Genomic DNA, 26,220 nt, shown 5'->3' with positions numbered 1-26,220 from the left:
GAAGACGGCGCCTGTCGCCGAAGCCAGATCAGATCCCACCTAGGAAGCCAATGATGTCGCTGCTTAATCTCCGTATCCGCGGTCGCCTCTATGGTGGTTTCGGCGCGCTGGTCCTGTTTGGTCTCGCCAGTTCGGGATTTGCCGTCTGGCAGATGACGGAAGTTGGAACGCAGGTCGACTCCCTGAACATTCTTTCGGCCAACACGATCCGGGCCTCGGAGATCGCCTCCGAACTGCACGCGATCCGCGGTGCCGTGTTGCGCTATTCGTTCGATCAGGATGAAGCGGCGCTTGCGGATGCCGACAAGCGTCTCGCCGGCGTCACCGCCAGCCTGGACACGGTGATCAAGACCAGTCGTTCGGAAGAGCGCCGCGCCGCCTACCGCACCATCGAGAAGGACGTCGCCGACGTGAAGGCGCAGCGCCAGGCGCTTGGCGAGGCCATCAAGCAGATGGTCGCCGGCCGGGAAGTGCTGCAGGAAGCCGGCGACAAGCTGTCATCTAGCCTGCGCAAGCTGGTGATCAGCACGCGCAACACCATGTATGGCCAGGGTTCGACCAAGCTCGAATCCGACACGCTGATGGTGCAGATTGCGAATTGGCGCTTCTTCGTCAGCCGCGACGAGAAACATATCGAATCTTTCAAGGATCATGTCCGCATCGCGGAGCAGCAGATCGGCGAAATGGAGAAGATGCAGATGCCGCCGACGCTCAGCGCGTTGTTCGGCACCATCCGCAGCAACCTGAAGAGCTACGCCGCCCAGTTCGAGAAGGCTGCCGCCAGCCTGCAGACGGCAGACGGCATCTTCAACAAGTCGATCAGCCCGACCGTCGTGAAAGCGATCGGCAAGGTCGAGACCATCAAATCCGACATCCAGCAGGTTCAGTCGCAGACCGTCGCCGCAACCAGCAATCGCATGTCGACGACGAGTATGCTGCAGCAGATCGTGGCCGGCGTCGCCACTGTGGTCGGTCTCGCAATCGCCTTCTTGATCGCGCGTGGCATCATCGGTCCGTTGTCGGGCTTGACTGCGGGCATGAAGCGCCTCGCGGACGGCGATTTCAGCGTGGTGCTGCCGGGTCTCGCCCGCAAGGACGAAGTCGGCGACATGGCGCGTGCGGTCGAGACATTCAAGGTGCGGGCCGAGGAAAAGGCGCGCGCCGAGGCCGAAGCCAAGCTGACGCAGGACCAGCAGGCAGCGATTCAGCGCCGCCGGGACATGATCCGTCTCGCGGACGATTTCGAGGGCGCCGTCGGCAGCATCGTCGAGAACGTGTCATCGGCCTCGAGCCAGCTCGAAGAATCGGCGGGCGGACTGACTGCGACCGCCGAGCAATCCCGCCAGCTCACCGCCATCGTGGCCGCAGCCTCCGACGAAGCGTCGACCAATGTGCAGGCGGTGGCGTCATCCACCGAGGAGATGTCGTCCTCGGTCAACGAGATCAGCCGTCAGGTTCAGGAGTCGGCCAATATCGCCAACTCCGCGGTGGCACAGGCCCGCAAGACCAATGATCGCGTGGCTGAGCTTGCCAAGGCCGCCGCGCGGATCGGCGATGTTGTCGAGCTGATCAACACGATTGCCGGCCAGACCAATCTGCTGGCGCTCAATGCCACCATTGAAGCGGCGCGCGCCGGCGATGCCGGTCGCGGCTTCGCGGTCGTTGCATCGGAAGTAAAGGCGCTCGCCGAACAGACGGCCAGGGCAACCGGCGACATCAGTCACCAGATCTCCGGCATCCAGGCCGCGACCGAAGAGTCGGTCGGCGCCATCAAGGAAATCGGCGACACCATCGGCCGCATGTCGGAGATCGCGTCGACCATCGCATCTGCCGTCGAGCAGCAGGGCGCGGCGACGCAGGAGATTTCGCGCAACGTTCAACAGGCGGCGCAAGGTACAATGCAGGTGAGCTCGAACATTCTGGATGTGCAGCGTGGCGCGAGCAACACGGGTTCTGCGTCGTCGCAAGTCTTGTCCGCTGCGCAATCGCTGTCCGGCGAAAGCGCGCGGTTGAAGCGCGAAGTCGGCAAGTTTCTGGACTCCGTTCGCGCGGCATAGGACAAAACGTCACACGATCACGCGCTTTCGCCTGACGAGTAAGATACAACTAGCAAACAGCCTGGATGCGTCATCGCATCCGGGCTGTTTGTTTTGGTGAGTCAAACGATGACACGCGCGACAAAAAAGTCATTCCACTTTAAAGCGTTTGCGCGGCTGAAATTAACCCGAAGTTCTCGCAACCTGACGATGATCGGATTCGAGATTGCCTCTTGCGTTGTGGGCGCGATTCGCGACGTGCAAGGTCGGCTATCAGTGGTTCTCCCAAGAAGGGCACGTCGCATGTCGCTATTCAATCTCCGCATCCGTGGCAGGCTGTATGGGGGCTTCGGTGCGCTCGTCTTGTTCGGGTTGGGCATGGCAGGTTTCGCCGTGTGGAAACTCACGGAAATTCGCGACGACGTCTCGGCGACGAATGCCCAGTCCGCCAATGCGATGCGCTCGATGGAGATTTCGGCGGAACTCCAGGCACTTCGCCGCGCGATGCTGCGCTACACGTTCGATCAGGACGAGGCGTCATTCGCTGAAGCCGAAAAGCTGCTGACTCAGGTCGGTGGTGTGCTGGAAGAGACGATCAAGGCGAGCTCGGAGGAGCGTCGCGGGGTCTATCGCGAGGTCGAAAAGACGATCAATGATTTGAAGAGCAAGCGAGTCGATCTCGGTAACACCGTCAAGGAGATGCTCGCCAGCCGCAAGGCGCTGCTTGCTGAGGGTGAAAAGCTTCAGGCCGATTTGAAGAAGCTCGTGCTCGCGACGCGTAGCTCGCCATTCGCACAAGGGTCGACCACCCTGCAATCCGAAACTCTGTTGGTTCAGATGGCGAACTGGCGGTTCTTTGCAGGTCGCGACCAGGACAATGTGACGTTGTTTGCCAACAGCGTGAAGAACGCGCAGCAACAGATCGCGGAGATGGAAAAATTTGATATGGCACCGAGTCTTTCAGCGCTGTTCGAATCGATCAAGAAAGGCCTGGTCAGCTATTCCAGCGGGTTCGATAAGGCGTCGGCCAGTCTGCTGAAGATGGATCAGCTCTATTACAATACGATCACGCCGATGGTGGTCAGCGCCATCCGCAAGACCGACGGCATCAAGGCCGCGATCCAGCAGGAGGTCGTGAGCGCGACGACAGCCAATGAGCAGCGCATTTCCGGCACGATCACGCTGCAGCAGATCGTGGCCGGCGCGGCGACCATCACCGGTCTGTTGATTGCGTTCCTGATCGCGCGCGGAATCATCCGTCCGCTGTCCGGCCTGACGGCGGGTATGAAGCAGCTCGCTGAGGGCAATTTCGGCGTGCTGCTGCCGGGGCTCGGCCGCAAGGACGAGGTCGGCGACATGGCGCAGGCTGTCGAGACCTTTAAGGTCAAGGCGGAAGAGAAAGCCCAGGCGGAAGCCGAGGCACGGATCACGCAGGATCAGGCGGCGGCCTTGCAACGCAAGCAGGACATGATCCGGCTCGCCGACGATTTCGAAGGTACGGTCGGTGAAATAGTCGAGGCGGTGTCGTCCGCGTCGACCGAATTGGAAGCCTCGGCCAGCACGCTGACGTCGACAGCGGATCGGTCGCAGCAGCTCACCACGGTCGTCGCGACGGCGTCGGAAGAAGCTTCCACCAACGTGCAGTCGGTGGCGTCCGCCACTGAGGAAATGGCGTCGTCCATCACCGAGATCGGCCGTCAGGTCCAGGAATCCGCGCGTATTGCCAATGAGGCCGTGGACCAGGCTCAGAAGACCAATGATCGCGTCGGCGAACTGTCAAAAGCTGCCGGCCGCATTGGCGCGGTGGTCGAGCTGATCAACACCATTGCGGGGCAGACTAACCTGCTGGCGCTCAATGCCACCATCGAGGCGGCACGTGCCGGCGATGCTGGCCGCGGCTTCGCAGTGGTCGCGTCCGAGGTGAAGGCGCTCGCCGAGCAGACCGCCAAGGCCACCGGCGAGATCAGCCAGCAGATCGCGAGCATCCAGACTGCGACCGATGATTCCGTCTCGGCGATCCGCGAGATCGGCACGACCATCGGCAAGATGTCGGAGATCGCGTCCACGATCGCTTCGGCTGTTGAAGAGCAGGGCGCGGCGACGCAGGAGATCTCCCGCAACGTGCAGCAGGCTGCGCAGGGTACGATGCAGGTCTCGTCCAACATCACCGACGTGCAGCGCGGCGCGAGCGAGACCGGCGGTGCGTCGTCTCAGGTGCTGTCCGCAGCGCAGTCGCTCTCGTCAGACAGCAGCCGTCTGAAGACTGAAGTCAGCCGCTTCCTGAACTCGGTTCGAGCGGCCTGAGTTCTCCAACATCGCAATTCACCGGCTTGAGTAACGGTGCGTTCTCCGCGCACTGCCATTCAAGCTGCTATACGCTCCGAGAGAACTCTGGGTCTCGAAATATCCCGTGCAGGGCATCGCATGATGAGATTGCAATTTTAGATCGTTAATTCAGAACCTCTGATGCCTGAACTCGAACTCCATCACTGTCTGAAAAGTCCGAATTGCTCGACGACCATTGCGGTGCCGGCTCAATTTGAGTGATTGCATCATCGGCGCGTTAACGTTTGTGTCAGAAGCGCGGTGGTAGGTTCCTGCCCATGAGCAGGTGATTTGATCGATCATCGAACGTATCGCCCGCTCATATGAGCCGATGACGCTTCTCGTTCAGGATCGGCTCACGCCAAGCTTCGCGTGCCCGTCGGATTGCCGCCGGGCTGCGCCAAAAATGACAACCGCTTAGCATTCGACCATTTCACGCGACGCCGGACTCCGTCCGGCGAAGGACGACCCGACTCATTTTTCTGCCACTTCATTCCCAGGGACTGTCATGGCCTTCATCCAGAATCTGCGCATCGGCACCAAGCTCGCGATTGCGTCCGGGCTCGGCATTATTCTCCTCGGTGTCATGATCTATATGCAGACGATGGGAAGCGCAGGCGTTCGCCAGTCATATCAGACGGCCGGCGTCTATCAGGGTATTGCGCAGAACGCTGCCGAGGCCAAGGCCTCGTTTCGCGGCATGCAGATCGGCGTGCGTGACTTCCTCGGGGCAACGAAAGTGGCCGATGTCCAGAAGGCCGCCGACTATTTCACGGCGCGTACTACCGCTGGCCTTAAATTTTCGGCTCAGATGCTCAAGCTTGCGACCGCACCGGACGAGCGCGAGCGCATCGGCAAATTCCTCGACATGATGACGACCCTCGGTAAGGGCGGCGACAAGATCGGTGTAATCCGCACAGATATCTTGAATCTGCAGGCGACGCGCAACGAAGCTGGCGAATTGTCTGCGGATGCCTCCGCGCGCATCACCACACTGGGCGCGGAGATCGTGAAGCTCCGCACCGACGTGCTGCTACCCATGAGTGCAGAACTCGACAAGCTGGCCGATACGATCGTCAATCTGGCTAAGGAGAAGGTCGAGCAGCAGACGAGCGCTGCGGCGAACGAGGCCGCTGCGACCGAGCGGGACTCGCTAATTCTCGGTGGTGTGGTCGCCCTGATGCTGATCGGAACCTGCGTGTTCTCGGTGTTCACCATCGGGCGTCCGATGCGCGCGCTGAGCCGTTCAATGGAAGAACTCGCCGAGGGCAATTTCGGCGAGGTGTTGCCGGGCTTGGGCCGCAAGGACGAGATCGGCGCCGTCGCTGGCGCCGTGGAGAAGTTCAAGGTCAAGGCACAGGAGCGCGCCCGCGCCGAAGCCGACGCTCAAAAGCAGCAGGAGCAGATCGCCGCCGAGCAGCGCAAGCGCGAGATGATCGCGCTGGCGAACGATTTTGAGAGTGCGGTCGGCGAGATCGTCGAAACAGTGTCGTCGGCATCGACCGAACTCGAAGCGTCGGCGGGCACGCTGACGTCGTCTGCCGAGCGTTCGCAGCATTTGACCACCATGGTGGCGGCCGCTTCGGAAGAGGCTTCGACGAACGTCCAATCCGTGGCATCGGCGACCGAGGAAATGGCGTCATCGGTGAACGAGATCAGCCGCCAGGTTCAGGAATCTGCGCGTATCGCCAGCGAGGCCGTACAGCAGGCCCAGAAGACCAACGACCGTGTCGGCGAGCTATCCAAGGCAGCCAGCCGTATCGGCGACGTGGTCGAGCTGATCAATAGCATCGCGGGGCAGACCAACCTTCTGGCGCTCAATGCGACCATCGAAGCCGCCCGCGCCGGTGAAGCGGGCCGCGGCTTCGCCGTGGTGGCGGCCGAGGTGAAGACGCTCGCAGAGCAGACCGCCAAGGCGACCGGCGAGATCAGCATGCAGATCGGCAGCATCCAGTCCGCCACGGACGAATCGGTCAGTGCCATCCGCGAGATCGGCGTCACCATCGGCCGGATGTCGGAAATTTCGTCCACGATTGCTTCGGCCGTCGAAGAGCAGGGTGCCGCCACCCAGGAGATTTCCCGCAACGTGCAGCAAGCCGCGCATGGCACCCAGCAGGTCTCGTCCAACATTACGGATGTGCAGCGCGGCGCCAGCGAGACCGGATCGGCCTCGTCGCAGGTTCTTTCGGCAGCACAGTCGCTGTCGTCGGACGGCGCGCGGCTAAAGGTCGAAGTCGCGCGGTTCCTCAACTCTGTTCGCGCGGCCTAGGCCATGCGGGATCAGAACTGATCATTCTATCGAGCGATAACAGGACGTCCAGCCATGCTCTCGAACATCTCTATCAAAGCCAAGATCACCATCGTTATCGCTTTTCTGTTAATCGCAATGACGGGGATGGGGGCGCTTGCTGTCAGCAAGATACAGACGATTAACGCCAATGCGTCGGACATTCAGAAAAACTGGCTTCCAAGCGTCCGTGTTCTCGGTGGGCTGCGGGCGACGACCATCGATTATCGCAATCTGGTGCGTGCACACATCCTCGCAGCCAATGCTGACCAGATGCAGAAGACCGAGGCTGGTATCGACACCATCGTCAAGCGGGCCGCCGATGAGCGGACTGCCTATGACAAGTTGATATCGAGCCCCGAAGAGCGCGCAATCTTCAACGACTGGAACAAGGAGTGGGACAACTACGTATCACGCAGTCAGGAAGTCTTCGCACTCGATCGCAAGAATCTCGGCAAAGGCAGTCAGGAAGCCCATGAGCTCAATCTGAATGTGATCAATCCGCTGGGATCCAAAGCCGATTTTGCCCTGCGCAAGGCCATCGAATTCAACGACAAGGGTGCGGCAGCATCGGGACAGAAGGCCGATGAGAGCTATGGTTCGGCGCTGATGACGGTCATCGCGATCATTGCAGCGACCGCGATCATCGGCATCGGTGTCGGCATTTATCTGGTCAAGGACGTGTCGTCGGGTATCGCTTCGATCGTGCAACCGATGCAGGCGCTGAGCGCCGGCGATCTCACGGCGCATGTGGCGCATCAGGGCGAAAAGACCGAGATCGGCGCGATGGCCGACACGCTTCAGGTGTTCAAGCAGGCGTTGATCGACAAACGCGCGGCAGATGAAGCTGCCTCTGCCGACGCCGAAGCCAAGATCGAGCGTGGTCGCCGCGTTGACAACATCACCCGCGAATTCGAATCGATGATTGGCGAGATCGTGGAGACCGTATCGTCGGCATCAACCGAACTCGAGGCCTCCGCAAGCACGCTGACCGCGACGGCCGAACGTTCCCAGGACCTGGCCACCACTGTGGCTGCAGCGTCCGAAGAAGCTTCCACCAACGTCCAGTCGGTGGCATCGGCCACTGAAGAAATGGCCTCGTCGGTCAACGAGATCAGCCGACAGGTGCAGGAGTCGGCGAGCATCGCCAATCAGGCGGTCGACCAGGCGCGGCGTACCAATGATCGCGTCAGTGAACTCGCCAGCGCGGCGTCGCGCATCGGGGACGTCGTCGAGCTCATCAACAATATCGCCGGCCAGACAAACCTGCTGGCGCTCAACGCAACCATCGAGGCGGCGCGTGCTGGTGAAGCGGGCCGGGGCTTCGCGGTCGTGGCTTCCGAAGTAAAGGCATTGGCCGAGCAGACCGCCAAGGCGACCGGCGAGATCTCGACGCAGATTTCCGGTATCCAGGCGGCGACGCAGGAATCGGTCGGCGCCATCAAGGAAATCGGCGACACCATCGGCCGGATGTCCGAGATTGCCTCGACCATCGCATCGGCGGTGGAAGAGCAGGGTGCCGCGACGCAGGAGATTTCGCGTAACGTCCAGCAGGCGGCACAGGGTACCATGCAGGTCTCGTCGAACATCACCGACGTGCAGCGTGGAGCGTCCGAGACCGGCTCTGCTTCGTCGCAGGTGCTTTCGGCCGCGCGGTCGCTGTCATCGGACAGCACACGTCTCAAGAATGAAGTGGGCAAGTTCTTGAACTCGGTGCGCGCTGCCTGACGGGCTTGAACACAAGTGTACAGCGCAAAAAGCCGGCGCGTGAGCGTCGGCTTTCCTGCGCGATAGTGTTGTTATGCGTGTGCGCCACACTCATTCGAGAAGTCATGCACAAGAAGCAGTCATGATGCACCGCTCCTTAACTTTATCCGGACAATCTCGATCACGAGATCGTTGAAAGCTATCGACGCTCGGCCGGCGGCTCCAATGCATGCCGTGTCTTCAAACCCAGAAAATGCCATTCGTGCAGTTGCGCGCCAACGGTCAAAAACCGAGGGACCATCACCTATGTTTGCCAGCCTGTCCGTCCGCACCAAGATCACTCTTGTCGTCTCGTTCCTGCTGCTCGCCATGTCTGCAATGGGCGCGCTGGCCATCAAGCAGATGTACACCATCAACGGAGCGACATCCGACATCGTCACGAGCTGGCTGCCGAGCGTGCGCGCTCTGGGTGAAGTCCGCGCTGCAACGATCAGCTATCGTTCGGTGGTTCGTGGACATCTGCTTGCGACCGACGCCGCAGATACGAAGGTCCAGGACGACACATTGGTGCGTTACGCCGAGATGCTCGACAAGGCGCGCAAGAGCTATGAGCCGATGATTTCGTCGCCCGAGGAGCGCGCGATGTATAGCGAATTCAGCAAGCTCTGGAGCGAATACATAGCGGCGTTGCAGCCGGTTCTTGCGTTGTCGCGCAAGAACGCTCGTGATGAAGCGCGAGATATGAACGTGAAGGTCAACCAGATTGGCTTCAAAGCGGACGAAGCCCTGCAGAAGGATGTCGAGCTCAACAACAAGGGAGCTTTGACAGCCGGAGAACTGGCGACGGACAGCTTTGGGGTCGCCATCAAGATGGTGATCGGTTCGCTCTTGTTTGCGATTGTTGTCGGCATCGGTGCGGCTATCCTGCTGGTGCGCGATGTCTCCGCCGGCATTACGTCGATCGTGTTGCCTATGCAGGCGCTCGGCACGGGTGACCTGACTGCAAATGTTCCGCATCAGGGCGAGAAGACCGAAATCGGTACGATGGCGGATTCGCTTCAGGTGTTCAAACAGGCGCTGATCGACAAGCGCGCGGCGGATGAAGCCGCAGCGGCCGATGCAGAAGCCAAGATCGAGCGCGGCCGCCGCGTCGACAGCATCACCCGCAACTTCGAATCGATGATCGGTGAGATCGTCGAGACGGTGTCGTCGGCATCGACCGAACTGGAAGCCTCGGCAGGTACCCTGACCGCCACGGCGGAGCGTTCGCAGGAATTGACCACGACGGTTGCCGCAGCCTCCGAAGAAGCATCTACCAATGTTCAGTCAGTGGCATCGGCAACCGAGGAAATGGCCTCGTCGGTCAACGAGATCAGCCGACAGGTGCAGGAATCGGCGAGCATCGCCAATCAGGCGGTCGACCAGGCGCGGCGCACCAATGATCGCGTCAGCGAGCTCGCCAGCGCTGCATCGCGCATCGGCGATGTGGTCGAGCTCATCAACAATATCGCCGGCCAGACAAATCTGTTGGCGCTGAATGCCACCATCGAAGCGGCGCGTGCCGGCGAAGCCGGTCGCGGTTTCGCGGTCGTGGCCTCCGAAGTGAAGGCTTTGGCCGAACAGACCGCGAAAGCCACAGGCGAGATCAGCACGCAGATCTCCGGCATCCAGGCGGCGACGCAGGAATCGGTTGGTGCCATCAAGGAGATCGGAGACACGATCGGCCGCATGTCCGAGATCGCCTCGACCATCGCTTCCGCGGTGGAAGAGCAGGGTGCCGCGACGCAGGAGATTTCTCGCAACGTTCAACAGGCAGCGCAGGGCACGATGCAGGTCTCGTCGAATATCGCTGATGTGCAGCGTGGTGCGACGGAAACCGGATCTGCCTCGACTCAGGTTCTCGCTGCAGCGCAATCGCTGTCCTCGGACAGCACGCGGCTGAAGGATGAAGTCAGCAAGTTCCTGAACGCGGTGCGGGCAGCCTGAGTTTCAATACAGCATGATCAAGAAAGCCGGCGCGTGAGCGTCGGCTATTTTGTGGATTGCATGATCTGTCGCAGGCAACGTTATCGCATCGGGATTATGCAATAACGCAGTTCGTGCTGCACTGCTTTTTAACTTTATCTCGCCACTCTCTTTCACGCGGGCTCAGACCGTTCTTTTCAATCTGTGCTCGACTGGTAATTGCTGCCAAACGTCGCGCGAGGCGCGATCATAAAAATCAAGCTCTGCCATTGCTGACCAACGGTAGAATACCGAAGGAATACGGTTTCATGCTCGCCAAGATTTCCATTCGCACCAAGATCACCATTGTCATTTCCTTCTTATTGATTGCCATGGGTGGCATGGGCGTTCTGGCTGTCACCAAGATGCGCGCCATCTACGGCGAAGCGTCGGAAATCCAGAAGAGCTGGCTGCCGAGCGTCCGTTCACTGGGGGAGCTTCGTGCAGGCGTAAATGTCTACCGCAATATCGTGCGCCTCCATATGCTCGCCGCGACACTGGAAGCGAAGGCATCAGCCGAGAAGCGCCTGATCAATACCGACGCGGATAACATGAAGATCCGTGCGACCTATGAGAAGCTGATCACCTCGCCTGAGGAGCGTGCGCTGTATACGCAATGGGCGCAGCAGTGGGATCTCTACATGAATGGTGTCCAGGAAGTTCTGGCGCTTTCGCGCGCCAGCGTCGGCAAGATACCGAACGAACCGCAGGATCTGAACGAGAGCAAGGTGTTGCCGATCGGCAAGAAGGCGGACGACCTGCTCGACAAGGATATCGCGCTGAATAAAGCCGGCGCGGATGCAGCCGGCAAGAGCGCCGAAGGCAACTACGAGACAGCCTTCATGTTGCTTGCGATCATGCTCGGTACATCGGCGATCCTCGGGATCGGCGTCGGCATCTATCTGGTGAAAGACGTGTCGAGTGGCATCGCTTCGATCGTCAAGCCGATGCAGGCACTCGGCGCCGGCGATCTGACGGCTGTCGTGCCCCATCAGGGCATGAAGACCGAGATCGGCACCATGGGTGATACGCTGCAGGTGTTCAAGCAGGCGCTGATCGACAAGCGCACGGCGGATGAAGCTGCAGCGGCCGATGCAGAAGCCAAGATCGAGCGTGGCCGCCGCGTCGACAGCATCACCCGCAACTTCGAATCGATGATCGGCGAGATCGTCGAGACGGTGTCGTCGGCATCGACCGAACTGGAAGCCTCGGCAGGTACGCTGACCGCCACGGCGGAACGTTCGCAGGAATTGACCACGACGGTTGCCGCAGCCTCCGAAGAAGCATCTACCAATGTTCAGTCAGTGGCATCGGCAACCGAGGAAATGGCCTCGTCGGTCAACGAGATCAGCCGTCAGGTTCAGGAGTCGGCTGCAATCGCAGGGCAGGCGGTCGATCAGGCGCGCAAGACCAATGATCGCGTCGGCGAGCTCGCCAGCGCTGCATCGCGCATCGGCGATGTGGTCGAGCTGATCAACAACATCGCAGGCCAGACAAACCTGCTGGCGCTTAACGCCACCATCGAAGCAGCGCGTGCCGGCGAAGCCGGTCGCGGTTTCGCGGTCGTGGCTTCCGAAGTGAAGGCCCTCGCTGAGCAGACTGCCAAGGCGACTGGCGAGATCTCGACGCAGATTTCCGGCATCCAAGCGGCGACGCAGGAATCGGTTGGCGCTATCAAGGAGATTGGCGACACGATCGGCCGCATGTCGGAGATCGCCTCGACCATCGCTTCTGCGGTGGAAGAGCAGGGTGCCGCGACGCAGGAGATTTCCCGCAATGTCCAGCAGGCGGCGCAGGGCACGATGCAGGTCTCGTCGAACATCGTTGATGTGCAGCGTGGTGCGACAGAGACTGGATCTGCCTCGACTCAGGTTCTCGCTGCGGCGCAATCGCTGTCCTCGGACAGTACGCGATTGAAGGATGAAGTCAGCAAGTTCCTGAACGCGGTGCGGGCAGCCTGATGGCTTGTAGGGTGGGCAAAGGCGCTCTTGCGCCGTGCCCACCGCAGCGCTTTCGATGATGGTGGCGGGCACGCTGCGCTTTTGCCCGCCCTGCGGATGTCGAGCGTTCTATCTCGTACTCGCCGACACCAGTCCCGCGATGTCCATATAGGTGCGCACCAGCGGGGCGACGAAACGATGCGCCGATGTCTTGGACACCAGCGTATCGTGCAGGATCAGGTGGTCGATGCCGGTATTGATGAAACACGCCATGGCGTCGCGCGGAGTCTCGACGATCGGCTCGCCCTTCACGTTGAACGACGTGTTGAGCAGCACCGGCACGCCGGTGAGCGCATCGAATTCCTTCAGCAGCCGATAGAGCACCGGATTGGTGTCTTCCGTGACGGTCTGGATGCGCGCCGTTCCATCGATGTGCACAATGGCCGGAATCTTCTCGCGCCATTCGGGGCGCACCGGGGCGGCGATCAGCATAAACGGCGAATCCTGATCGCCTTCGAAAATCTCTCTGGCGCGCTCGGCGAGCACAATCGGCGCGAATGGCCGGAACGGCTGACGATGTTTCACGCGTGAATTAAGGATGTCCTTCATCTCCGGTCGGCGCGGATCGGCGATGATGCTGCGATTGCCGAGCGCGCGGGGGCCGTATTCCGAGCGACCCTGAAACCAGCCGATCACTTTCTGGTCGGCGAGCAGCTTGGCCGTATCGCGGCAGATATTGTCGCTGCGCACCGCGCTGGTCTGTGCCTTGACGAGTGTGCGCTGGGTCGCTGTCTCGACGTCGCGATCGGTGTAAGTCTTTCCCGTGTAGGAATGCGTCATCACATAGGAGCGCGGCTGCTTCTGTACCTCCAGCAGGCCGTAATAGGCGCAGCCGATGGCGATGCCGTTGTCGCCGGCAGCGGGCTGGATCCAGACATTTTCGAAGCCGGCTTCGCGGGCGATGCGGCCATTGGCGACGCAATTGAGCGCGACGCCGCCGGCGATGCAGAGGTTCTTTGCGCCGGTCGTTTCGCGCAGCCAGCGCGCGCGGGCGAGCAGCACCTTCTCGGTGTCGTCCTGCACGCGCCAGGCGAGATCCTCCCAGTGCCGCATGGACGGATGGGTGTCCCACTTGCCGTCGCTGTCGGCGATATAGGGCTGGTTGTATTCGGGGGTCCAGCGCGGCACGCTGAGGACATTGTCGGTGATATCCATCAGCGGCTTGACCTGGTCGCGGCGGCCATAGGGCGCCAGCCCCATCAGCTCGCCGCATTTGTTCCAGTCGCCGAACACATAGGTCGAGGCCCGGCTATAAAGCGCCCCGAGGCCTGGCATGTTGTAGAATTCATCGCTGAGGAAGCCGCGGTCCGGCTCCATCCAGACTTTCTTGAGGCAATCGAGCTGCGTGCCCTTGAACGTGTAGTAGCTCTCGGATTCCCGGGCGAGCTTCGAGCCCGGCTCGTCGCCGGGATAGACCTCCATCACATCGGAGCGATAGCTGCCGACGCCGTCGACGATCATGATTGCTCCCTCCTCGAAGGGGCAGACGGCGAATGCGCTATAGGCGTGCGCCAGATGATGCGAGATCGTTTTGACCTTGCCGGTGCGCGCCCGAAACAGCGGATGGACGCTGGCGTCCTGCCGTTCATATTCGGGCAGGAAGCCCGGCATGTCCTGATAGATCAGGCGGTCTTCCATCTCCGGAACCGGCAGGATGTAGCAATTGCTCACCACCAGGTCGACGTCGCCCAGCGTGATGCCTTCGGCGTCGAGGACGTAGTCGATCACTTCCTTGTAGAACCCCGTCGCGTGTTTCTCGCGGGTAATCCGCTCCTTCTCGATCGCATAGGCCAGCGCGCCGTTGCGCAGCAGGCAGGCGCTGACGTCGTGATCGTAGGTGTTGAGACCGAGGATGTAGCTGGGTTTGGACATGAATCGGCTTCTGACAATTCGCGGGAAGGGACGAATGATGGGATCGAGCTGCTAATGCAGACGCGGCGGGTGGGGCTGACCGCATATTCGCAGTTGCGAGGTGCAGCGATCAGCATAGTGCGAGGCAATATGAAGAGAAGATGAACGCAGGAGGTCAAAAGCGAGGTGACCGCGTGAAGGTGCGCATTCGTTCGTAGTGACAGCGTTGCCGGCAACTTGACCGGCGTTCGAGCTTGACCCTATTGTAAAGTTGTTCGTGCGTGCACGCCTTGTGATGGCCATATTACTATTCTGGTTTCAGCACCTGTGTGAATCAAGAATTGCTCACTGAACGATTCGAGGCCGGAAGCATTCTAAAGCCGTGCTTCTGCAGAATGGGAGTTCCTAAGAATGGCTCAAACCAAAACGACGCGCCACAATATCGTGACCCGCTGCCTGGCAGCGATGGCGCTTGTGTCTGTCTACTGTGTTGGTCTGATCGGCGCATCCACGGTGTTGCTCACCACGAGCAGCACCTCGGCCGAGGCCCGTGGCGGTGGTCGCGGTCGTGGCGGCGGCGGTTGGGGCCGTGGACGCGGTGGCGGCTTCTATCGTGGCGGCGGTCGTGGCTATGGTCGCGGCTATGGCTTCTACGGTGGACCGCGCTTCGTGGCGCCGGGCTGCTATTTCAGCCGTCGCTGGGGCCGGGTGGTCTGCCCGTACTAAGTCATAAGCGCCACGGCGCTGAATGAACGAGATAGAGAGGCGCGCCGGGTAACCGGGGCGCCTTTTGCTTTCCAGGCTCGCCTTTCTCCAGGAAACGGGCCTCTCCTTCGGGAATGATTTGTCGAAAGCTACCCTCCTTGCACAATGCTGAGGTCGCTTTTGGCATGCCATCTTGTGTTTTCTCATCCAAATTCCAATGTCGGCATGGCAAGCTTGCGCGCCCGCGCAAGGCAATTCGGTCCTCCCACCCTGGAACCTTCATGAGTGCCCTGTTCTCTCCCTTCAAGCTGCGCGACCTCACGCTGCCAAACCGCATCGTCATTGCGCCGATGTGCCAGTATTCTGCCGAAGATGGCCGGGCGACCGACTGGCACATGATCCATCTCGGCAATATGGCCCTGTCGGGCGCCGCAATGCTGGTGATCGAAGCGACCGCCGTGGAAGCCATCGGCCGCATCACACCCGGCGATCTCGGCCTCTATAATGACGCGACCGAAGCCGCGTTGAAGCCGGTGCTGGCGGCAATCCGCAAGCATTCGAACATTGCCGTTGGCATGCAGATCGCCCACGCAGGCCGTAAGGCGTCGAGCCACGCCCCATGGGATGGCGGCCAGCAGGTCCCGCTCGACAAAGGCGGCTGGGTCGCCCAGGCGCCCTCGGCCATTCCGCAGAAACCCGGCGAACTGGCGCCGCAGGAGATCGACGTTGCCGGCCTCAAGCGCATCCGCGATGCCTTCGTGGCCACGGCGAAACGCGCCGAGCGGCTCGGCATCGATGCGCTCGAGATCCACGCGGCGCACGGCTATCTGCTGCACGAATTCCTGTCGCCGATTTCCAACCAGCGCACCGACAATTATGGCGGCTCCCTGGAGAACCGGATCCGGTTTCCACTCGAAGTGTTCGACGCGGTACGCGCGGCTTTTCCCGCGCACAAGCCTGTGGGCGTTCGCGTATCGGCCTCGGACTGGGTCGAGGGCGGCTGGGATATCGAGCAGACCATCGTCTTCGCCAGTGAGCTGAAGAAGCGCGGTGTCGACTGGATGGATGTTTCGTCCGGCGGTGTCTCGCCGCAGCAGAAGATCGCGCTCGGGCCGGGTTATCAGGTGCCGTTCGCCGAAGCCGTGAAAGCGGCGACGGGACTGCCGACGATTGCGGTGGGGTTGATCACCGAAGTGCAACAGGCTGAAGACATCGTGGCCTCCGGCAAGGCCGATCTGGTCGCCATCGCACGTGGCATTCTCTACGATCCGCGCTGGCCGTGGCACGCGGCGGCGCAGCTTGGCGGTCAGGTGCAGGCGCCGCCACAATACTGGCGCTCGCAGCCATCGACGCAAAAGGCGCTGTTCGGCGATACGACGTTCGGCGGCCGCTGAGCCACTTCAAGGCACCTCACTTTCAACACCCACACATTGTCCCGCAAGCCCGGTGCGATGTGTGGGTGTTTGGCGTTGCGGCGCGTCCACTCCGCGAATGGCAGCCCTGCGGCAGCATCGTGTTTACATGACAGAATGTCGCACCTACACAGCGCAAAATTCTGCGCTGTAAAATAATCGTGGCATCCGGCGCTGCCCGCCTATCGAGAGGAGCCCCGCCATGGCCCGCCATTTCTTATGGCTTTTGCTGATCCCCTTCGTCGGCCTGCTCTGGGTCCCGTTCTACAATTTTCATGATCCGGTGCTGTTCGGCTTTCCGTTCTTCTACTGGTACCAGCTCGCCTGGGTGCCGATGACCGCCTTTCTGACGTGGCTCGCTTACCGGACCTACCTCAATGAAGACTGAGCTCGATATTCCTGCCGTTGCGGTCTTTCTGTTCTTCTTCGCGCTCGTCACCGTGATGGGCTTCGTCGCCTCGAAGTGGCGCCGCCCGAAAACGCTGGCCAGTCTCGACGAATGGGGCCTTGGTGGCCGCCAGTTCGGCACCTGGATCACCTGGTTTCTGGTCGGCGGCGATTTCTATACCGCCTATACGGTGATCGCCGTGCCGGCACTGGTCTATTCGGTCGGAGCTTATGGCTTTTTCGCGCTGCCTTACACCATCCTGGTCTATCCCATCGTGTTCATGGTGATGCCGAGGCTGTGGCAGGTCGCCAAGGACAACGGCTATGTCACTGCCGCCGACGTTGTGCATGGTCGCTATGGTTCGCGCATGCTGGAAGCAGCAGTCGCCATCACGGGTGTCGTCGCCACCATGCCCTATATCGCGCTGCAGCTGATCGGCATGGCCACCGCGGTGAAGGCGCTCGGTTTCGAAGGCGAATTGCCGCTGATCGCGGCCTTTGTCGTGCTCGCGCTCTACACCTACTCGTCGGGCCTGCGTGCCCCGGCGCTGATCGCCTTCGTCAAGGATATCATGATCTATATCGCCGTCATCGCGGCAGTGTCAGTGATCCCCGGCAAGCTCGGTGGCTATGCCGCAGTGTTCGACGCCGCCGATCAGGCATTCAAGGCCAAGGGCTCCGGCAGCATCCTGCTGCAGCCCAGCCAGTATGTCGCCTATGCCACGCTGGCACTTGGTTCGGCGCTCGCGGCCTTCATGTATCCGCATACGCTGACCGGTATCTTCGCCAGCAAGAGCGCCACGACCATCCGCAAGAACGCCGTACTGTTACCGGCCTATACACTGATGCTCGGCCTGCTGGCGCTGCTCGGCTATATGGGCCACGCCGCCAAGTTGAAGCTCGCCAGCAATAATGACGTGGTACCGGCGCTGTTCCAGACGCTGTTTCCGAGCTGGTTCGCAGGCTTCGCTTTTGCGGCGATTGCCATCGGCGCGCTGGTCCCTGCGGCCGTGATGAGCATTGGTGCGGCCAATCTCTTCACCCGCAATTTCTGGAAGGCCTATGTCAATCCGCAGGTCGATTCAGCGGGCGAAGCAGCCGTTGCCAAGATCGCCTCGCTGGTGGTGAAGGTCGGCGCGCTGCTGGTGATCATCTATCTGCCGACGCAGTTCGCGCTCGACCTGCAGCTTCTCGGAGGCCTGTGGATCCTGCAGACGTTGCCGGCCTTGATCTTCGGCCTGTTCACCCGCTGGTTCACCGCGCCGGCATTGCTGGCCGGATGGGTGGTCGGCCTGTTTGGCGGCACATATCTGGCCTGGACGGACGGCCTCAAGCCGCTGCACTTGCTGTCTATCGGCAGCTTCCAGGCGACGGTCTATGTCGGGCTGATTGCGCTCGTCGTTAATATCGCGGTCGCAATGCTGGTCAATCTCGTGGTGCCGAAGCCGGTGGCAACGGCCGAGGCGGCGGGCACTTAAAGGCCTCGCTGTAAAGCCCGCGCGCGCATTGTTTCCGGGGCGCGCTGGCTTTATTGTCCGCGCGAATGCCCGCCATCCCTGTGCGGGACCGCCGGATGGAGCTTGCCTGAGTGACTGAATCGATGCGCATCGGCACGCGCAAAAGCACCATGGCGCTGGCCCAGACCGAAGAGATCGCGCGCCGGCTGGCGGTGGTCGCGCCGGAACTGGCCGTCGAGATCGTGAAATTCGAGCCGGTCGGCGACCGCGACCAGACCAGCAATCTCCTGAAGCATGGCGGCAAGGGCGGGGCTTTCGTCGGGGAGATTCGCGCGGCCGTGCTCAAGGGCACACTGCATGCGGCGATGCATTCGCTGAAGGACATGCCGGGTAACGAGGACACGCCGGGCCTCGTGATTGGTGCAACGCTGGTGCGCGATCCGCCGACCGATGCGCTGGTGCTGCGCGAAGGCGTCAGCCTCGACGATCTCAAGCGCACGCATGGCAAAGGCTTCAAAATCGGCACCAACGCCGTGCGCCGCGCGGCCTATATTCGGCGGCTGTTTCCCGAGATCGAGGTGATCCACTTTCGCGGCGCTGCCGATACGCGCGTGCGCAAACTCGACAATGGCGAGATGCAGCGGCTGCCTGATGGCGATGAGGTCGGCCCCGCCGACGCGCTGATCATGGCGCGCTCGGGTCTCGAGCGCGTTGGATTGGCGAGCCGCATCGCACGTGATTTCACGCCGCAGGAAATGTTGCCGGCCGTGGGACAGGGCATCGTCGCAGTCGAATGCGCGGCGCATGATTGGGGCACGCGGCGCTATCTATCGCTGATCGACGACCCTGCGGCGCATCTGTCCTGCGATGCCGAGCGCGAGGTGCTTTGGGTGCTGAACGGCCACTGCAATTCGCCGATCGCCGGTTATTCGGTGATCTCAGGGCACGAGATGTCGCTGACCGCATCGGTGTTGGATGAAGCCGGCGGGCAGTTCATTGAGGTAACGCGCATAGGGCCGGCGGATCGTCCGCGCGAGCTTGGGCGGGCTGTCGGGCTGGAGCTGCTCGACAAGGGCGCCGGCGCGCTGATCGAGGCCAATCGGCCGGAGCACTAGGCCGTTCGATACGACACTTTGCCCTCTCCACGTCATGCCCGGGCTTGACCCGGGCACCCATCCTTTGATGTACCACAGTGAAGTTGGATGGCCGGGTCAGGCCCGGCCATGACGGAGTGTGTGGCGACTAGCTCTCCGCCATCCCCACCGACCACAGTGCGAACGCATAGACGATCGCGATCTCATCCAGCCGGTTGAAACGCCCGGACGCGCCACCGTGACCGGCGCCCATATTCGTCCGCAGCAGCACCGGCCCGCCACCCGTCATCGTCGCGCGCAGCCGTGCGATCCATTTCGCCGGCTCCCAATAGGTGACGCGTGGATCGGTGAGGCCACCCATCGCCAGAATCTTCGGATAGGCTTTCGCCGCGACCTGGTCATAGGGCGAGTAGGACAGGATGGTCTTGAAGTCGGCTTCGCTCTCGATCGGGTTGCCCCATTCGGGCCATTCCGGCGGCGTCAGTGGCAGCGTGTCGTCGAGCATGGTGTTGAGCACATCGACGAATGGCACTTCGGCAACGATGCCGGAGAATAGCTCGCCGGAGCGATTGGCGACGGCGCCCATCAGCATGCCGCCGGCGCTGCCGCCATGGCCAACGATGTTTTTCTCGGATGTATATTTCGCTGATATCAGCGCACGCGCAGCGGCCGCGAAATCATCGAATGAGTTCGTCTTCTTGTCGCGCTTGCCGTCGAGATACCAGCCCCAGCCCTTGTCGGCGCCGCCGCGGATATGCGCGATGGCATAGACGAAACCGCGATCGACCAGCGACAGCCGGTTGGCGGAGAACGACGCAGGCATCGCCATGCCGTAGGAACCATAGCCATAGAGCAGCAGCGGCGCCTTGCCGTCCCGTGCCAGGTCCTTGCGATGCAGGATCGACACCGGGACTTCGGCGCCGTCATGGGCCTTGGCCATGATGCGCGTGGTGAGATAGTCAGCGGGGTTGTGGCCGGACGGGATCTCCTGACGCTTGCGCAACGTCCGTTCGCGCGTCGCCATGTCGTAATCATAGACTTCCGACGGCGTCGTCATCGAGGAATAGGCAAAGCGAAGCGTGGTCGTATCGAATTCGTAGCCGCCCATGGTGTCGAGCGAATAGGCGGCTTCGTCGAAGGCGATGGCGTGTTCGTCCTTGGTGGTGAGATCGCGAATCACGATCGACGGCAGCGCATTGGCACGCTCCAGACGGACGAGATGGCCGGCAGTGAGATCCATGTCGAGGACATAGATGCCCTCGCGATATGGGATCAGGTCCGTCCAGTTGCCGCGCGCGGGCGAAGCCAGCGGTGCGGTGACGATCTTGAAGTCGATGGCGCCATCGGCATTGGTCAGGATGAACAGCTCGTCGCCGCGATCGGCCAGCGAATATTGCACGCCGTCTTCGCGCTTCGCCACGAGTCGCGGCGGCGCGTCTGGCGTGGCGAGATCGATCAGTTGCTGCTCGGAGGTCTCATGATCGCCGCCGGCGATGACGCAGAAGCGGCCGCTGGCGCTTTCATGGATATGGGTGAACCAGCCGGAATCCTGCTCCTCGAATATCAGCCTGTCGTCCGCCTGTCTGGTGCCCAGCCTGTGCAGCCAGACCTGCATCGGACGATGATTGTCGTCGAGCTTCACATAGAAGAAGGACTTGCAATCGAGCGTCCACACCACGCCGCCATCGGTCTCCTCGACCACGTCGTCGAGATCACTGCCGGTGGCCCAGTCACGCACGCGGATGGTGAAATATTCCGAGCCCTTGACGTCGGCACTCCAGGCTTCCAGCGCGTGATCAGGTGAATGGCGGGCGCCGCCGAACTTGAAATATTTGTGGTCGGCGGCAAGCCTGTCGCCATCGAGAACGATGGTGGCCTCGCCGCCATCCCGCGGCATGCGGCCGAATAATTCATGCTGGCCGCCCTCGCGGAATTTCCGCAAATAAGCATAAGGGCCATCCGGCGACGGGACGCTGGAATCGTCTTCCTTGATGCGGCCGCGCATTTCCGCAACCAACTTGGTCTGCAGCGCCGCCGTGCCGCCGAGCAGGCTCTCGGTATAGGCGTTCTCGGCCTCCAGATAGGTGCGGATCTCCGGCTCCAGCACGCTGGGATCGCGCAACACCTCTTGCCATTTGGCATCCTTCAGCCAGGCATAGTCATCGGTCACAGTGATGCCGTGGGTCGTGGAGGAATGCGGATGACGCGGCGCAACCGGCGCGGGCATGGAGGATGTCTGCTTTGTCATGAACGCTCTTTTCGCGGAAGCCTGATCGGATATGATTACGGAACACGCGCGCATCGGCGCCTGCCCTGCATATTGGATATTCCATGGATATAGAGATTATCGACCGCCTTGCCATCCGCGATCTGATTGAAAACTGGGTAGTCTGGCGCGATGCCGGCGACTGGGATCGCTTTCGCACTGTCTGGTTTGACGATGGCCGTATGGTGGCCACCTGGACCCAGGGCACGGCCGACGAGTTCATCGCCATGAGCAAGGCTGGCTGGGCCAAGGGCGTCTCGATCATGCATTTCCTCGGCGCGCAATCGATCGATCTCGCTGGCAACCGCGCAATTTCGCAGACCAAGATGACCATTGCCCAGCGCGCGCTGGTGCACGGCGTCAATGTCGACGTGATGCTGACCGGACGCTTCTATGATTTCCTCGAAAAGCGTGACGGCAAATGGGGCATGGTGCTGCGCCAGCCGATTTATGAAAAGGACCGCATGGATCCCGTCGTACCCGGTGCGCCGCTGAAGCTCGATACGGATCTGCTCGCGAGCTTCCCCGAGGGCTATCGCCATCTCGCTTATCTGCAGAGCCAGATCGGTTATCAGATCAAGCCAGACATGCCCGGGCTGCGCGGCGACGCGGTGGAGGCGCTTTATGCCAGTGGGAAGAAATGGCTGAACGGCGAAAAGCTGGATCGGTAGCCGCCTTACCCTCAGCCCTCATTGCGAGGAGCCTCTTGGCGACGAAGCAATCCAGTCTTTCCTTGTCGCTTTCTGGATTGCTTTGTCGCTCCGCTCCTCGCAATGACGTGGATAGTTGATAAAGAACAAAAAAGACTGGGAGAAACAACATGCCCGACTTCATCACCCTCGATGCACTGGTCCGTAACACCGCCGCGTCCAAGCCGACCAAGATCGCCGTGATCGATGCCGATCGCCAGATCGATTACGCCGCCTTCGATGCGCTGATCGACCGTATCGCTGCATCGCTGCAGGCCAGCGGCCTCAAGCCGCGCGATGTGATCTCGATCTGTGCACTCTCCTCCATCGAATATGCTGCGGTCTTCCTCGGTGCACTGCGCGTCGGTGTGGCGGTGGCGCCGCTGGCGCCGTCATCGACACCCGCGGATTTCGCCGCAATGGTGAAAGATGCTGCGGCAAAAATCCTGTTCATGGATGACTCGACGGCGGCCTCCTTTGCGGATGCTGCGATCGATCCGTCGGTCCAGCGCATTGCGCTTGACGGCGGCAAGGCCGGAAAGCCGTTCGCGCAATGGCTCGAGCCGGAAGGTGGGAAGCCAGCGCCAGTGACGATCGATCCGGAATGGGTCTTCAATATCATCTATTCCTCGGGCACGACCGGTACGCCGAAAGGCATCATCCACACCTGCTGGATGCGCTGGCGGCAATATGGCCAGCTCGATCCGCTCGGCTACGGGCCGGATGCGGTCACCGTGCTGTCGACGCCGCTCTATTCCAACACCACGCTGGTCTGTTTCAATCCGACACTCGCCGGTGGCGGCACCCTGGTGCTGATGAAGAAGTTCGATGCGCGCGGCTTCCTTGAACTCAGCGCCAGACATCGTGCGACCCACGCGATGCTGGTGCCGGTGCAGTATCGCCGCATCATGGCGGTGCCGGATTTCGATAGTTTCGATCTGAAGTCTTTCGTGATGAAATTCTCGACCTCGGCGCCATTCGGCGGCGCGCTGAAGGCCGACGTGTTGAAACGCTGGCCGGGCGGGCTGACCGAATATTACGGGATGACCGAGGGTGGCGGCACCTGCGTGTTGCTTGCGCATGAACACCCGACCAAGCTGCACACCGTCGGCCAGCCAGCGCCGGATCATGAGATCCGCCTGATTGACGAGGACGGCAATTTCGTTGCCCAAGGCGAGATTGGCGAAGTGGTCGGGCATTCGCCCGTCATCATGCAGGGCTATCTCAACCAGCCCGGCAAGACCGCCGAGACGTTCTGGCACGACGCTTCCGGAAAGCGCTATGTCCGCACCGGCGATGTCGGGCGCTTTGACGAAGACGGCTTTCTGCAGCTGATGGACCGCAAGAAGGACATGATCATTTCCGGCGGTTTCAACATCTATCCGAGCGATCTCGAAGCCGTGCTGACGAAACACGACGACGTGCTCGAAGCCGCTGTCGTGGCCATGCCGTCGGAAGAGTGGGGTGAGACACCGGTCGCCTTCGTGGTGATGAAGGCGGGTGCCTCAGTCGATGCGCCGGGCCTGAAGGCCTGGACGAATGAGCGTGTCGGCAAGTTCCAGCGACTCAACGATGTCGTGCTGGTCGATGTGTTGCCGCGCAGCGCTATCGGCAAGGTGCTGAAGCGCGAGTTGCGAGACCGCAAGCTGGCGGCGGATTTGTCGGTTTAGAGCACTGGCCTATCAGGTGTCGTCCCCGCGGAGGCGGGGACCCATACACGCCGAAGAGTTGGAAAAGACGCTGTGCCTATAACTCTGCCGCTTGAAGCATGCTGACCGTGGTTATGGGTCCCCGCCTTCGCGGGGACGACAGCAGAGTTAATAATGCGGCGGAGGTTCGTTCCGCGGCGCGCCGCTGTTGCTTTCGGCCTCCTGCAGCCGCTCGCCGAGCGTGGCGACCTGCCGCGTCAGCATGTCGATCTGTTTCCACTGAGCGGTGATCGTCGCATTCAGCGTCTCGATCGTGTCGTCCTGATAGGCGACGCGAGTTTCGAGTGCGTCGATACGTTCGCGTAAGCCTGTCAGGTCTTTTGCGGTCTCACTCATCGGATGCGCTCTCCCGCAGCATCGCAAAATCTTCCGAATTGATCGGCAAGTCAGGCTTGACCGACTGGCTCTCGACAAGGCCATGACCGAGCGCGACGCGCTGGTCGAACACGAAACATTCTCCGCGCCAGCGGCTCTCGGCCTCGGGGATCTCCTCGAGATATTTCAGGATGCCGCCCTTGAGATGATAGACGTCGGCGAAACCGCGCGAGAGCAGATAAGAACTCGCCTTCTCGCAGCGGATGCCCCCGGTGCAGAACATCGCGATTTTCGTGTGCTTGGCGGGATCCAGCGTACGCGCCACGAAATCCTTGAACTGGCCGAAGCTTGCGATCTCCGGATCGACCGCGCCCTCGAACGTGCCCATCGCCACTTCGAACGCGTTGCGCGTATCGAGCACCAGCGTGTTCTCGTTGGCGATGAGATCGTTCCAGTCGGCGGCGTCGACATAGGTGCCAACCGTCTTGGTCGGATCGGTCTGGGGATCGCCGAGGGTGACGATCTCCTTTTTCAACCGCACCTTCATGTGCAGGAACGGCATCAGGCTGGCGCGGGAGAATTTCAGCTCGAGATGGTTCAGCCGGTCGCTGAACATCACGCCGGTCTCAAGTTCGCGCACCAGTGCGTCGATGGCGGCGTCGGTCCCGGCCACGGTGCCGTTGATGCCTTCCTCGGCGAGCAGGATCGAGCCTTTGATGCCGAGATTGGCGCAATAGGCGCGCAGCGGCTCGCGCAATTGCCGAAAATCCGGCAGCGCAGCGAATTGATAGAGGGCGGCGACCTTGAACATAGCGGGGGTTTACCAGCCGGACCAGCGAGGGGGAAGTCCGGGAACTGGCCGAAATATCGTTGCCATCAGGGCTTTGGGTCGGATGCTCCCCTGCGCAGGTATTGACCTATGTCATACCCGGCGCAACCAGCGCAACGCGTGGTGCCAGAACGCAAAAAAGCCGGCCCCTTACGGGACCGGCTTCTTTTGCAGCGTCACCTGCGACCAACGGAGGAGTCAAAACTCCGCCGGTTGGAATTGGTTAAAGTTTGCGGTTCGCGAAATCCGACGCCGTGTCGGCAGCGTCCTTGGCAGCCTGCTTGGCATCGCCGACGGCCTTCTGCGCGTGGCCCTTGCCTTCCTGGATCAGGCCTTCGCCCTGCAGGCGGTCCGAACCGACGGCTTCACCGACGCCCTGCTTGGCCTTGCCGATGGCTTCGTTCGCGGCTCCCTTGATCTTGTCTGCGGTGGCACCCATGGGATACTCCTGTCATGTTGCAGACGCAGTTCCGAGACCATTCTCGATACGCGCTGCTTGAGCTTCGCAGAGACAATTGCCAGCTCAATTGAATGTTCCTCACTCCCGGGGGCGTGATGCCGCATGCGGTGGCAGCATTTCTTCGGAACCCAAGAAGGCATTGAAATGTCCGGTCACGGCCACGATCACACTCATCCGCACGATCACGCGCATGATCATTCTCACGACCATGATCCGGATCGCTGGAAGCACGACGGCATTCGCGTCATACCGGCTGACAACCTCGATACCAACGTGCCCTCGACGAAAGGTATGGACCGCGCGGCCGCGATCAATTTCGCGCGCGTCGGTGCGCAGAAGCTCTGGGCCGGCACCGTGTCGATCCAGCCGGATGCCAAGACCGGAGCGCATCACCACGGCCATCTCGAAAGCGTCATCTATGTGGTGAAGGGCAAGGCGCGGATGCGCTGGGGCGATCGCCTGCAGTTTACCGCGGAGGCCGGTCCTGGCGATTTCATCTTCGTGCCGCCTTACGTGCCGCATCAGGAGATCAATGCCAGCGCTGACGAAGTGCTGGAATGCGTGCTGGTGCGCAGCGACGGCGAAGCGGTCGCCATTAATATCGACATCGAGCCGGTGGAGAAGCCGGAGACGGTGTTGTGGGTCGATCCCACGCATCCCGATGGCGCGGTGAAGAAGTAAGCATCA

Annotated in this window: 19 protein-coding genes; 14 read left to right on the top strand and 5 right to left on the bottom strand. The window is 61.3% G+C overall.

The annotated features are described in order from the left end of the window. Nucleotides 1-53: 53 nt before the first annotated feature. The 6 genes from AB7828_RS17205 to AB7828_RS17180 all read left to right on the top strand — a co-directional run bounded on the left by AB7828_RS17205 (nt 54) and on the right by AB7828_RS17180 (nt 12,320). The gene (locus AB7828_RS17205; RefSeq protein WP_439065067.1) at nt 54-2,057 is read left to right on the top strand and encodes a methyl-accepting chemotaxis protein; all 2,004 of its coding nucleotides are present in this window, start codon (nt 54-56) and stop codon (nt 2,055-2,057) included. A gap of 282 nt (nt 2,058-2,339) precedes the next feature. Continuing rightward, complete coding sequence (locus AB7828_RS17200) at nt 2,340-4,340, top strand: methyl-accepting chemotaxis protein (RefSeq protein WP_441230710.1); 2,001 nt, start codon at nt 2,340-2,342, stop codon at nt 4,338-4,340. A 529-nt stretch (nt 4,341-4,869) separates the two neighbouring features. Continuing rightward, the gene (locus AB7828_RS17195; RefSeq protein WP_441230709.1) at nt 4,870-6,630 is read left to right on the top strand and encodes a methyl-accepting chemotaxis protein; all 1,761 of its coding nucleotides are present in this window, start codon (nt 4,870-4,872) and stop codon (nt 6,628-6,630) included. Nucleotides 6,631-6,684: 54 nt separating this feature from the next. Further along, a complete protein-coding gene (locus tag AB7828_RS17190) occupies nt 6,685-8,376 on the top strand; it encodes a methyl-accepting chemotaxis protein (RefSeq protein WP_441230708.1) in 1,692 nt (563 codons plus the stop codon). A 285-nt stretch (nt 8,377-8,661) separates the two neighbouring features. Next, nucleotides 8,662-10,341 (top strand): methyl-accepting chemotaxis protein, encoded by a 1,680-nt coding sequence (locus tag AB7828_RS17185; RefSeq protein WP_441230707.1) that lies wholly within the window; start codon nt 8,662-8,664, stop codon nt 10,339-10,341. A gap of 287 nt (nt 10,342-10,628) precedes the next feature. Further along, on the top strand, nt 10,629-12,320 hold the full coding sequence (locus AB7828_RS17180) for a methyl-accepting chemotaxis protein (RefSeq protein WP_441230706.1): 1,692 nt from the start codon (nt 10,629-10,631) through the stop codon (nt 12,318-12,320). 108 nt (nt 12,321-12,428) lie between these two features. Here the strand turns inward: AB7828_RS17180 and AB7828_RS17175 are convergent, their stop codons facing one another. Further along, nucleotides 12,429-14,231, bottom strand: a complete 1,803-nt coding sequence (locus tag AB7828_RS17175) for a carbamoyltransferase family protein (RefSeq protein ID WP_439083995.1) — start codon at nt 14,229-14,231, stop codon at nt 12,429-12,431. A gap of 390 nt (nt 14,232-14,621) precedes the next feature. Here AB7828_RS17175 and AB7828_RS17170 point away from each other — a divergent pair, with 390 nt between their 5' ends. The 5 genes from AB7828_RS17170 to hemC all read left to right on the top strand — a co-directional run bounded on the left by AB7828_RS17170 (nt 14,622) and on the right by hemC (nt 19,286). Next, complete coding sequence (locus AB7828_RS17170) at nt 14,622-14,936, top strand: hypothetical protein (RefSeq protein WP_089265834.1); 315 nt, start codon at nt 14,622-14,624, stop codon at nt 14,934-14,936. A gap of 260 nt (nt 14,937-15,196) precedes the next feature. Further along, nucleotides 15,197-16,309, top strand: a complete 1,113-nt coding sequence (locus AB7828_RS17165; protein ID WP_439065060.1) for an NADH:flavin oxidoreductase/NADH oxidase — start codon at nt 15,197-15,199, stop codon at nt 16,307-16,309. A 220-nt stretch (nt 16,310-16,529) separates the two neighbouring features. Continuing rightward, a complete protein-coding gene (locus tag AB7828_RS17160; RefSeq protein ID WP_441230705.1) occupies nt 16,530-16,715 on the top strand; it encodes a DUF3311 domain-containing protein in 186 nt (61 codons plus the stop codon). Then, on the top strand, nt 16,705-18,192 hold the full coding sequence (mctP, locus tag AB7828_RS17155; RefSeq protein WP_441230704.1) for a monocarboxylate uptake permease MctP: 1,488 nt from the start codon (nt 16,705-16,707) through the stop codon (nt 18,190-18,192). Before AB7828_RS17160 ends, mctP begins: the two co-directional genes overlap by 11 nt. Nucleotides 18,193-18,302: 110 nt before the next feature. Next, entirely contained in the window at nt 18,303-19,286 is a 984-nt protein-coding gene (gene hemC, locus AB7828_RS17150; RefSeq protein ID WP_441230703.1) for a hydroxymethylbilane synthase, read from the top strand. 127 nt (nt 19,287-19,413) lie between these two features. On the opposite strand, the gene AB7828_RS17145 is transcribed toward hemC, so the two are convergent. After that, a complete protein-coding gene (locus tag AB7828_RS17145) occupies nt 19,414-21,513 on the bottom strand; it encodes a S9 family peptidase (RefSeq protein ID WP_441230702.1) in 2,100 nt (699 codons plus the stop codon). An 83-nt stretch (nt 21,514-21,596) separates the two neighbouring features. Here AB7828_RS17145 and AB7828_RS17140 point away from each other — a divergent pair, with 83 nt between their 5' ends. Both AB7828_RS17140 and AB7828_RS17135 read left to right on the top strand, forming a co-directional pair. Then, entirely contained in the window at nt 21,597-22,202 is a 606-nt protein-coding gene (locus tag AB7828_RS17140) for a nuclear transport factor 2 family protein (protein WP_439074754.1), read from the top strand. A 149-nt stretch (nt 22,203-22,351) separates the two neighbouring features. After that, the gene (locus tag AB7828_RS17135; RefSeq protein WP_441230701.1) at nt 22,352-23,890 is read left to right on the top strand and encodes a class I adenylate-forming enzyme family protein; all 1,539 of its coding nucleotides are present in this window, start codon (nt 22,352-22,354) and stop codon (nt 23,888-23,890) included. Between the two features lie 147 nt (nt 23,891-24,037). On the opposite strand, the gene AB7828_RS17130 is transcribed toward AB7828_RS17135, so the two are convergent. The 3 genes from AB7828_RS17130 to AB7828_RS17120 all read right to left on the bottom strand — a co-directional run bounded on the left by AB7828_RS17130 (nt 24,038) and on the right by AB7828_RS17120 (nt 25,512). Further along, nucleotides 24,038-24,265: a SlyX family protein gene (locus AB7828_RS17130; protein WP_068728893.1), complete on the bottom strand. Its 228-nt coding sequence runs from the start codon at nt 24,263-24,265 to the stop codon at nt 24,038-24,040. After that, entirely contained in the window at nt 24,258-25,055 is a 798-nt protein-coding gene (trhO, locus tag AB7828_RS17125) for an oxygen-dependent tRNA uridine(34) hydroxylase TrhO (protein WP_441230700.1), read from the bottom strand. The genes AB7828_RS17130 and trhO overlap by 8 nt, the downstream gene beginning before the upstream one ends. A gap of 241 nt (nt 25,056-25,296) precedes the next feature. After that, nucleotides 25,297-25,512, bottom strand: a complete 216-nt coding sequence (locus AB7828_RS17120; RefSeq protein ID WP_441230699.1) for a CsbD family protein — start codon at nt 25,510-25,512, stop codon at nt 25,297-25,299. A gap of 165 nt (nt 25,513-25,677) precedes the next feature. On the opposite strand from AB7828_RS17120, the gene AB7828_RS17115 reads away from it, so the two are divergent. Next, nucleotides 25,678-26,214 (top strand): cupin domain-containing protein, encoded by a 537-nt coding sequence (locus tag AB7828_RS17115; protein WP_089266238.1) that lies wholly within the window; start codon nt 25,678-25,680, stop codon nt 26,212-26,214. Nucleotides 26,215-26,220 lie beyond the last annotated feature (6 nt).

It is taken from the genome of Tardiphaga sp. 215_C5_N2_1 (assembly GCF_052076055.1).
Taxonomy (GTDB): domain Bacteria; phylum Pseudomonadota; class Alphaproteobacteria; order Rhizobiales; family Xanthobacteraceae; genus Tardiphaga; species Tardiphaga robiniae.
The sequence above is the reverse complement of the archived record's forward strand: the minus strand, read 5'-3'. Positions and strand labels throughout refer to the sequence as shown.